The organism is Mesorhizobium sp. M1423 (genome assembly GCF_040317575.1).
In the GTDB taxonomy this organism is placed as follows: Bacteria; Pseudomonadota; Alphaproteobacteria; order Rhizobiales; family Rhizobiaceae; genus Mesorhizobium.
Genome location: NZ_JAMYKU010000057.1, coordinates 1 through 9,825, shown reverse-complemented (window position 1 = coordinate 9,825; position 9,825 = coordinate 1). Strand labels below are relative to the sequence as shown.

The 9,825-nt window shown below is 60.1% G+C and carries 7 protein-coding genes and 3 pseudogenes; 2 read left to right on the top strand and 8 right to left on the bottom strand.

Features of this window, described 5'->3' with window-relative positions; translation table 11 throughout:
* A pseudogene (locus NKG95_RS33630) lies at positions 1–485 on the bottom strand (transposase); the annotation flags it as partial.
* Between the two features lie 573 nt (positions 486–1,058).
* Between NKG95_RS33630 and NKG95_RS34405 the strand changes: the two are divergent.
* Entirely contained in the window at positions 1,059–1,523 is a 465-nt protein-coding gene (locus NKG95_RS34405) for an antitoxin Xre/MbcA/ParS-like domain-containing protein (RefSeq protein WP_502914019.1), read from the top strand.
* Positions 1,524–1,549: 26 nt separating this feature from the next.
* Here NKG95_RS34405 and NKG95_RS33625 read toward each other — a convergent pair whose 3' ends face one another.
* The 5 genes from NKG95_RS33625 to NKG95_RS33605 form a co-directional block, all read right to left on the bottom strand.
* Complete coding sequence (locus NKG95_RS33625) at positions 1,550–2,095, bottom strand: helix-turn-helix domain-containing protein (RefSeq protein WP_353043801.1); 546 nt, start codon at positions 2,093–2,095, stop codon at positions 1,550–1,552.
* A gap of 315 nt (positions 2,096–2,410) precedes the next feature.
* Complete coding sequence (locus NKG95_RS33620; RefSeq protein WP_353043800.1) at positions 2,411–2,842, bottom strand: recombinase family protein; 432 nt, start codon at positions 2,840–2,842, stop codon at positions 2,411–2,413.
* A gap of 92 nt (positions 2,843–2,934) precedes the next feature.
* On the bottom strand, positions 2,935–3,561 hold the full coding sequence (locus NKG95_RS33615) for a recombinase family protein (RefSeq protein ID WP_353043799.1): 627 nt from the start codon (positions 3,559–3,561) through the stop codon (positions 2,935–2,937).
* Positions 3,551–3,748: a hypothetical protein gene (locus NKG95_RS33610; protein WP_352596704.1), complete on the bottom strand. Its 198-nt coding sequence runs from the start codon at positions 3,746–3,748 to the stop codon at positions 3,551–3,553. The genes NKG95_RS33615 and NKG95_RS33610 overlap by 11 nt, the downstream gene beginning before the upstream one ends.
* Positions 3,749–4,763: 1,015 nt before the next feature.
* The gene (locus NKG95_RS33605; protein WP_353043798.1) at positions 4,764–6,077 is read right to left on the bottom strand and encodes an ATP-grasp domain-containing protein; all 1,314 of its coding nucleotides are present in this window, start codon (positions 6,075–6,077) and stop codon (positions 4,764–4,766) included.
* 1,408 nt (positions 6,078–7,485) lie between these two features.
* On the opposite strand from NKG95_RS33605, the gene NKG95_RS33600 reads away from it, so the two are divergent.
* On the top strand, positions 7,486–8,070 hold the full coding sequence (locus tag NKG95_RS33600) for a site-specific integrase (RefSeq protein ID WP_353043802.1): 585 nt from the start codon (positions 7,486–7,488) through the stop codon (positions 8,068–8,070).
* A gap of 404 nt (positions 8,071–8,474) precedes the next feature.
* Here the strand turns inward: NKG95_RS33600 and NKG95_RS33595 are convergent.
* Both NKG95_RS33595 and istA read right to left on the bottom strand, forming a co-directional pair.
* Positions 8,475–8,816 (bottom strand): annotated as a pseudogene (locus NKG95_RS33595) (ATP-binding protein); the annotation flags it as partial.
* Positions 8,816–9,701, bottom strand: a pseudogene (gene istA / locus NKG95_RS33590) (IS21 family transposase); the annotation flags it as partial. The pseudogenes NKG95_RS33595 and istA, both read right to left, overlap by 1 nt.
* Positions 9,702–9,825 lie beyond the last annotated feature (124 nt).

Sequence of the window (9,825 nt, the reverse complement as noted above, 5' to 3'; positions counted from 1 at the left end):
CGTGCACGGCGTCAAACGTGTCGTCGATGTCGAGCACGATCCGCTTCGGAATCTGCCAGAAGGAGGCGCAGTAGAGGTCGACCATCGTCCGGCCCATGGCGAGCAGCGAGCGCACATGGGGTAGGTTCTCCAGCCGACACATCGTCGATTGCGACGCCAGATCCCGACCCGAGGGGCGCATCCTGGGCTATCTTGAAGACCGGGTCGGAACGCAGCCGGTTGGCGTCGTTGCCATCCTCGTAACGGGCGGCGATCATCTTCATGCGGAAGCCGATCATATCTGTAAGGTTGTGGATGACCTGGTCTGGGCTGCGTGGATCATCGATGCAGCGCGCCAGACGGTCGGCCACCCGCAGTCGTTTCTCCACCTCTGCTAGAGCCAGAACGCCACTGTCCGACGACAGCATGCCGCCGTCGAAACGGGCGACGACGGACTTGCCGCCGACAGATGACAAGCCGCTCAGCGGCAGCGTAAGATCATTCATGGCGGGTGTGGTCTCCGGAATGATTCGGATCGGCCTTAGCAACCAAGTCCTGCGTCATTTCAATGGCTTAAAGCACATCCGCCAACCCACCGTGAATTTTTCAGCCTAGGTCGCGAGCATGCGAAAGCATAACACATCGCCGTCCTCCAAACTACATGTCTTCGACGCTCTTTCGGCGGCTTGCTGATGGAATGCAACTGGGAAAGCCAATGTCCGGGTCGAGTGATCTGGGGATGAAAAGCGCCAGACCGAGCTTTCAAGCTTTGTCATGAGTGAGGTCCAGCGCATTCTTGCCCAATGTGATGGCGCGAGGCAGGATGACAAGGCGGTTGTTGCTCCTTCGGATTCTCCTTCCAACGATTTGACCGCCGTGGCCGCCGAATTTCTAGGTAGGATCGAGGCCGAAGCAGCGCGACGGCTAAATGCCCAGGCGTGTGAGATCGCTTCGCGACCCCGGCCAGCCGATCATCCGCCCGGGCATCTGGTTCAGAAAGATTGCCCGAGAGAAGGAGCGCGCATTGCAGAGTGGGCCGGTCCAGTTGCGGGGTCGACGCATCTCGAGAGACGTTTGGAATGCCGCGGTCCACGCTGCATTGGCGGCAGCGGCATAATGATGTGGTTGCCTTTCAGAGAGGCTCTCGCAAGTATGTATTTCCCCTGGCTCAGTTCATCGACGGCAGGCCTATGCCCGGAATCAGGCAGGTCCTTTTCCTCGATCTCCGATCCCAGATTGGCTTCGCAGTGGCTGATCAGCCCCTCGCCCCTTGTTCAAATTCCGTTTTCCAGCCACATACCGAAGTAGCCGTTGCATTAATATCACTCAATCGCCCGTATTACTTGAAACAACTATACATTTGCGGAAATCGCACAATACTGGATGTGCCCGCTCATCGGGTTGCCGCGCGACGTCTTGGCCAAAGGGGCTGCAGCCGATCACGCCGTGGTCGCCAGCGTCGCCAGGATCCACAACCGGATCAACGAGACGCGACAGACCGCAGGATCGCCGCCGAAAAGTTGCAGGATTGGCGCAGATACTAGAATCCTGTTTCATAACACCCATCTGTCTATACCGTTGAAGGGAATAGGTTTTGCTGATCGGGGTGCGATCCCGCGGGGTACTTCGGGTTCTGTCGCGCGCGATGAGCAATCTGCTGGGCTCGCGGCTTTCCAAGTTCTGATCGGCTGAAGATCCACGGTCCACCCGGTAGAGGATGAATGCCTTCGATCTCGCCTGCTTCGACGGCGTGTCTGAGGGTCTTCGGTGCAACGCCGAGGAGGCGCGCCGCCTTGTTCAGGTTGAGCCATGGCTCGGTCCCATCCGGTGCCGGCCGGAAGACCGGGATCTTGTGATGCGATCTGTGTGCGGTGACCCGCTCCCGTGTCCAGCGATTGCCATGCCCGGTCACCAGGCCGTTGCGGTTGAGAATGCCGGCGATCAGATCATCGCTGGCGATCAGCACCAGTTGCCGGATGGCTGTGATGATATCACCAGAGGTGCTGTTGCGCTGTCCACGCCGGCGCTTCGGCAGGCGCAGTTCGGTATGGGCGCCGCCAATCCAGTGGATCAGCAGCACGATCTCGGAGGCTTTATCGTCGATATCGGCGACCACCTCCTGAATGACTGCGCACGATGCGCTTCTTGAGCCTGGCGTCCGTTGTTGGCGCCCGACCAGACAGCCTGAAGGTCTGTGGCCAGCGCCGTGATGCCCGTTGCCAACACAGGTGATGGCCTCGGCGTCGCGGCATCATGCGCGGCGATCTTGTTCTCGATCTCACCGACACGGATGAGTGCCTGGTTCCAACGCGCTTCCAGTTCCGCCGCGACCAGCCGGTTCTCGGGATCGGCCGCGTCATATTGCCGGAAGGGCCGGTCGGCAGCGTAGCGGGCAGCCTCAAGATCCCGACTGACGGCGTCCCGGACCTGGTCACGACGATTGGCAGCTTGCGCCTATCGCATCATCGACGCGCAGTCCGCCAAAGGCGATGCATCGCGGCTCGCCATTGTCGAGCAGACCCCGCCAGCAGGAATAGCGCGGAATGTTGTGCTTGGTGCCCGTGTACCGCACCGTGAGCTTGCGGCCGCAGCGCCGGGAGCGGACAAGCCCGGCGAGCAGAGCGTCGCCATGCTTGGGCGCCCCGTGATGCCGGCTCGTGGGCACGTTGTCGCTCACCATCTTGCGGATCGCCTCTGCCCTTTCCCAACTGACATAGCCCTCATGGCTGTCCGGGATCAGAGCCAGCCATTCCTCGCGCGTCCTGCGGCGGATACCTGCTCTAACGGCGGATCGCCCAAATCCCGGCGTGACACGAGTCTTACCATAGGCGTAGGCGCCGCCGTAGATCGGGTTCTCGATCATCCGGTGGATGGTCGCATAGCTCGGCCTGCGTCAGACCACGTCGCCATTGTTGCGCTTGGCGGGCAAATCCAGCCCATGCTCGAGGAACCACATCAAGGCCTGACGGGCGCTGCCGAGCTCGGCAACCTTGTCGAACAGAGGGTAATGGATTCCTGCACACGCCGATCAGGTTCCTTCTCAAGCCGATCGCCGACCTTCACGAAGCCGACAGGGGCTGCGACGACGAGTTCGCCGCGGCGGGCCTTCTCGTAGCGGGCCGACAGCGAACGCTGGCGCAGAAGATCGAGTTCATACTCGTTGAGACTGCCCTTCAATCCCAGCAGCAGCCGATCATTGCCCTGACGCGGCGCATAGACTGTCTCCTGGTCGATTAGCACGGTATCGACGACACGATACATCTCGATAAGCTGCTGCCAGTCGCGGCTGTTGCGGGCAAACCGCGACACCTCCCGTGCCGCAACCGCCCCGACCTTGCCGAGACAAACCTCGGCGACCATCCGATCGAAGCCGGCGCGTACCACGCCGCCGGCGGCGGAACGGCCGAGATCGTCATCGATCGTCTCTACGCGAGACCAGCCAAGGACCGTCAGGCGGTCGCGCATCGCATATTGAAGCATGCTGCTCTCACGATTGTGCAGGACCTGATGGGCTGACGACTGCCGCACATACAGGATCGCTTTGCGCTCCAGATGATGCGGCCCAATCTTCTCATGCATCATGATCCGCGCCCTCCCGTTTTGCGGCACCCTCGCCGTCGACGTGTCCGAGCATCAAGCTGACCATCAGCTTCGTCACTGATCGGCGCGCCTCAGCCGGCAGCGCCTGCCATTGCGGCGTCTGCACCGTGTCGGCGTCGTTCGGCTTCGAGAACAGATCGAACTGGTATGTCGTGGGCTGGCGCGGCATGGACATCTCCCCGATTCGCGTGACAGCCCAATGCTGCGCCCACCTCCGGCGATTGCGATGGGGCCCCCGTGTCGTGGAGCAGTTTCGCCAGGGTGCCCAGCGCGGCAAGGTAGACGTGCGGAGCAGTCGTGATGCGCCAGCTCGCGCTGAGGCTCCGATCGAACATCCACCCGGGAACCTCCAGCAAGCGATCCGATACCCGGCCAGAAAGACTGCAGCGGAAAACCTCTGCTTCGTTCTTGTCGATCACTTCATGAATATGGACCTGGCGACCCGCCCAAGGATGCCATGGATAGAGAACTCGCGCTCCGGGCCGGTTCCGTGGGTGTTCCGTCGCGGAGTTGTACAACGAGGTGCGCCCGCATGGGGCGATCGGGCACAAGGCCCCGATCTCGTTGCTCAATCCCGATGGCGCCGCCAGCCCGGCATCGCGAGAAAGCCGGGAAACTCTACCTTCCGGCGGTCCAGAGAATGGTATCGGAGCATTACCCCTGGAAGTTCCGGCCCGGGGCGATCCAAAGACGGGGAGCACCTCAAATCGTGAACTGGCTAACTTATAAATGCGGACAAAAACGGGGAGCACGTCAGCGGCGCCAGAACCTCTCGCGCAGCATCTGGGTGACCTTCCACCGATTCCGGGGTCACCTCCAGCGCCGCGGTGATGTCCTCGCCGCGCGTCGACACCTAGGCCGATCCGCAGCACTGGCAAATTCCACAGTCACGGCCAAGCAACGGAGTGCCCAAGTCGTCCTCTCCAGACCACCGCTCTAGACGAGGCGGATCCAAACCGAAACACTGGTCAAATGAAGGAGGCAAATCGGACGTCCACCTGCCAAAATCATCGAAGCAACTTTCGTGCCGAATTGGGGCAGGCTTATTTTTGCGCCGCTTGTCCCGGTCACCGGCCACGGCATGGCGACGCCCAAGGTGTTTCGACATTCTTGTTCAGATCCAGACTGAGAAGGTTGCGGCTAGGCACGCGGAGCAAGCAAAAACATTCTAAGCGGAATCGTGCTCAGCTTTGATCTTCGGCCTGATTTCCTCGTCCGGCGAATGAAGAACCCGATCGCGATTGAGCGCTTGCCGATTTCTGTTCGCCGTGTGCCGCAAATGGGGTGATCGAAATATCGATCAAGTCGACGGCACGTTGAAGTATCACCTCGGTCTGGGCAAGGCTCGGTGAAGAGGCGATCACATGTCCAATACAGTCTCGGTAATCGCCTCTCCTCACGACCGGCGTCACGGGTTCTTGATAAAGTTCGACCTCGGCGACACCTGAGACGGCAGCTGCCCGGCTGACTCCTGCGATCCGATCGAGGTTGCCATCGCGATCGGCATTTAGCAACCGCACGGCCGCAGTGCGCGAATGCCTTCTCTGGAGGCAGCATTTGTCGCCGATGACAAGTTTGATGTGCTCGGTGACGAGATCGACACCGTAAGCCAGCTGAATCAGTTTAGATTCGGGCGCGCCAGCAAGACGCGGATTGACTTCAATGACTACTGGCCCATGCTTCGTCCACAATAGGTCAATGTTCGTTGGGCCCCAGCCAAGGCCGAGAGCTCGCAAACAACTTAGCGAAACATTGGAGATACGTTTGTATTCCACGTCCGTGAGCGGGGCCGGATGGGTGTACTCGAGAAAGACGAAATGCGGTGGAGGGCCAAACTTAGCAGAGGCAATCGCAATGACGTCATTTCCAAATGTGTTAGCGCAGTAGAATTGACCTTCTGCGAATTCTTCAACCAAGATTCTCGGCGAAGATCGCCATATGTGCTTTCCGCCCAACAGGTAGGCCGTATGTTCAGCTACCTCGTCGACTTCGCGGCACAATCGAACGCCGGTGCTGCTCTGGCCGCCTACGGCTGGCTTTACAACGACAGGCAAACCGATTTCCGCAGCACAGGTGTCTACATCCGCTGCATCCACAGCCAAGCGATAAGCAGGTATTGGAACGCCCGCTTCCGCAAGGAGCTGACGTTGAATGAATTTGTCGCAGCATTGTTTAACCGATGCGGGGCTCGGTCCCGGTAGATCGAAGTACCCGCAGAGATCACCAACTGTAGCATAGACCGACTCGTCGGGTGTCGGAAAGCCAGTGATGCCAGCAATGCGATAGGTACCACGCAGACGGGAACATTCGCGAATCAGCGCATCTAGATTTTCTGTATCGACACGGATAGCATCAATCCCTTCCCCCGCAAGATAGCCGTATTGGGCGGGATCAGCCGCCAACGTAATTGGATGAAGACCAAGATGCCGGGCCGCTTGGACGTAAAGCGGACCATTACCCATTGAACCTTCCACCATGATGAGCGCTCTTCTTGCCATTGGCTAATGACTCCGACATTGATGCTATGTGGTGGTCGACGAGCCGGCAGCTTTTTTCAGCCGTGCCTAAATCAGACCTTGTGGCGAAGGTACCATCGGCAGCCATTTGCGGTTGCAAAGATCTGTAAACTTAGTTGAAGGATTTGTTGCAACGTTTTGGCACCGGGCCGTGTGGCACCAAGCCTCTCGACGAATTTTGGAGGTTCCGATGTCAAAGGAGGCCAGCTTGATCATTCAATATCCCGCTTTGCTTGCGCTAAGTTAAGTACATAGTCCACAATCTCGGCATGCGTGATCTTGCGAACCCGGTCAGCGATACGCTGGAAGGCGCGCTCGACGAGGTTATGGTGTCGAAGAGGACCAGCGCTAACCTTAAGGCGCGTTTGTCGCGCCTTTCACGTGCGCACATGATCGGTCCTCCCGAAGAGACTCGGACGGGGGCGGCGAAGCGGGCCGGTGGGCTCCACCCCCGGAAACCCGGCGAGAGGCCCCTATATGAATTCCGATGCGTGAGTGTGTCAATCAAGCTTGCCCCACAGCAGATTCATACATCCCGACCTCCTTCACCAGTGCCCGAAGTTCGGCTGATGGCGCGAGGCAGAAAGTGCGAAAAGCTCCAGGAACCTCAGCCGTAGGGCGATGACCGAACAATCGACACTCGCCTGCAGCAGCTCCATGGCAGCGCTGTGCCTCAAAACATGAGGCGACACCCACGATAACATGTAGAGATAGTTTGTAGCCCCTCCGGCAATCCAGCTTGGAAAGGGAGCAAACAATGAAGTATTTCATCAATGATGATTGGCGCTGTCGCGGTCACCAGAGGGCCCGGTGACGCGTTACGTTTGCCGATTGGCTCGTCGATCGAGGCTACGATCTTGTTTCCCTGAGAAACCAGGTGCTGATGGCTGCAGGCTTCAGTACGTCGCTCCGGGAGAAGGGGATTGGGCTAAGCGACGTAAGTGAAGAGTATGCTGAGCGTTATTTGCTGGACCGAGCGCAACGGCCAAAGCGTGGAGACGGCACAGCTCTTCGACATCTGTTGGCTTTTCTACGAAGCCAGAACGCAATCGCCGAAGAGATTAAGGCCGAGTACAACCGATCACCGGTTGAACAACATGTGCTGGCATACGAGCGGTGTTGCAACACGCACGTGCGCTGTCTCATCCAACGATCATAGATTATCGGCCAGTCGCCCGAGATTTTCTCAATTTTCGCTTCAGCGATGGTGAGGTGTCGCTCGCACAATTGCGTGCCGTCGAGTGACCGATTTATTGCAACGGAACGTTCCGCGTATCAGCATGCGAAGCGCGAAGATCATGACCACCGGACTGCGGTCGTTTCTCTCCTATGCGCGTTATCGGGGTGACATCACCTCAAAGTTAGCAGCAGCGGTTCCTTTCGTAGCCAACTGGTCACTTCGTCCATTCCCCGCGCGATCGGTCGCGATGAGGTAACTCGTTTGCTCGCCAGCATCGATCGGGATACGCCCATCGGATGCCGCGACTATGCGATGATCCTAGCATTGGCGCGATTGGGACTACGATCGAGCGAGGTGGTGTCGCTCAAGCTCGGTGACATCGATTGGGTAACGGAAATCCGTGTGCGTGGCAAGAACGATCAACGCAACGACCTTCCGTTGCCGGTGGATGTTGGCGAGGCGATCGCCGACTACTTGCGGAAGTCGCGCCCGCGCAATGCCAGCCGTCGTGTCTTTTTGCGCGACAAAGCTCCGATCCGCGGGTTCAAGGGGCCGAGTGGACTTGGTTGCGTCGTCCGACGCTCCCTGAAGAGGGCGGGCATCGACGCTCTCACAACGGGAGCCCACCAGTTCCGGCACGGGCTCGCCTCAGAGATGCTGAGTGGCGGCGCCTCGCTGGGTGAGATCGGCGAAGTTCTGGGACACCGTCATCTGCAGACAATAGCGATCTACGCCAAGGTCGATTTCGACGCGTTGCGAACACTAGCTTTGCCATGGCCGGGAGAAGCCCTATGAGCACACTCCGACAGGCTGTTCAGGAGTACATCGAGATGCGGCGAGGGCTGGGGTTCAAGCTGCGAGAGACAGAACGGGATGATCGATTTAGCGCGTTCCTGAAGGCCAACGACACGCCACACATCGCTACGGAACTGGCAGGGGCTCAGCGACCATCGCGCGCGCAACCTTCGCATTGCGCGAGACGGCTGGGGTATGTCCGCGTATTCGCCCGTCATCGAGCTGCCGCTGATCCGCGAACCCAGATTCCCCCGGACGGTTTGCTGCCCTTTCGCCCGAAGCGAGGTCGGCGTTATCTCTATTCAAAGAAACATCCAGCGCCTCTTGTCCGCAGCGCCTGAGATGCCGCGCCGATATACTCCCTGCAAGCTCAGGCCATGGACGTATTATTGCCTGTTCGGATTGCCCGTACCTGGAGGTCCAAGGAACAGGACCGTGTCGCCATGAGCAATCCAGCGGCAGGTCGCCAGCTCCCGGACTTGGCGCTGATCCAGCGACGGCTGCGCGTCGAAGTCGAAGCCATCGAGTTCGCGCACAAACGGGAACTGCGCGATCTTGCCTGCCATGGAGATGCGCCGCTCGTCGCGCCGCGCGATCTCGCGCGTCACCACGAAGGCCAAAGCCTCGCGCAAGGTCATTTGCGAACGCGCCGCTTCGTCCAGCAGCGTATCGAACTGATCCCGGATCGCGGTCAGCTTCAGCCGGTCGAGCTGAGCCACCAGCATCTCGTGATCGACCGTCGTCATCACCAGCTGCCTCCCACCAGTGCCTCATATTCGGCCAGCGGCCGCAACAGAGCGGAAGGCGCAACGATCTCCGCCGGCGCCGATCGCACCGGCGCAGCAGCGCCGACCACGCCGGCAAGATGCGCGCGCTCGACAATCCGTTGGCGACGCCCGCGGCACAAGGCATGATCCGCCACCACCTCGCCCGCATGACGCACGATAACGCGGCCGCCCAGCACCACGACTTGGACGCTCTCCCCGATCAGCCGCCAGGGAACCGAGTAACTGTTCGTGTCCAGGCCGATTGCGCAGTCCGCCTGGACCTTGCGCACGAGATCCCGCAGCTGCCCAAAACGGTGCCCGTCCGCCCAGAGGGCGAAGCGCCATGGCTTCTTCGGCAAAGCGCTCCGCAGGAGCCACGCCGGTCGTGCCATGCACACGCTGATCGGCAATCTCGCGTGTCCACCGGTCCAGATGCGCCTCGAACGCCGCCCAGTTCTCGAACCGGCGGCCGGCAATCGCATTGCGCTTGACATAGCCGACCCCGCGTTCGTCCTTCCCCTTCGTACGCGCCCGGTAGGGCGCACAAGCCCGCGGCGTAAATCCCCAGTGGCGGGCAAAGGCGTGCAGCCGCATGTTGAACCGCACCTCCCGCGTCGTCGCATCGTGATGTTCGACCAGCGCCTTCGGATTGTCGAACAGCACTTCCGTTGGAACCCCGCCGAAGCGAAGGAAGGCTCCTTCCATCCCCTCGAACCAGTCCGTCTGGCGCTCCCGAAGCGAGGGACGGATATGCAGCCGACGCGAGTAGCCCAGCGTCGCCACAAACAGGTGCACCCGAACACGCTCGCCGCAGATCCACGCCCGCGTGTCGCCAAAGTCGATCTGCATCTGATGTCCCGGCGCCGCCGGGTGATCGAACGGTTGCTCCTGGAGCCAGCGCAAATAGCGCATCGTCCAGCCCTTCTTGCGGGATAGATACGCCCGTGCTTGAGCATAAAGGCGCTCACATGCTGCCGATGGACGCGAA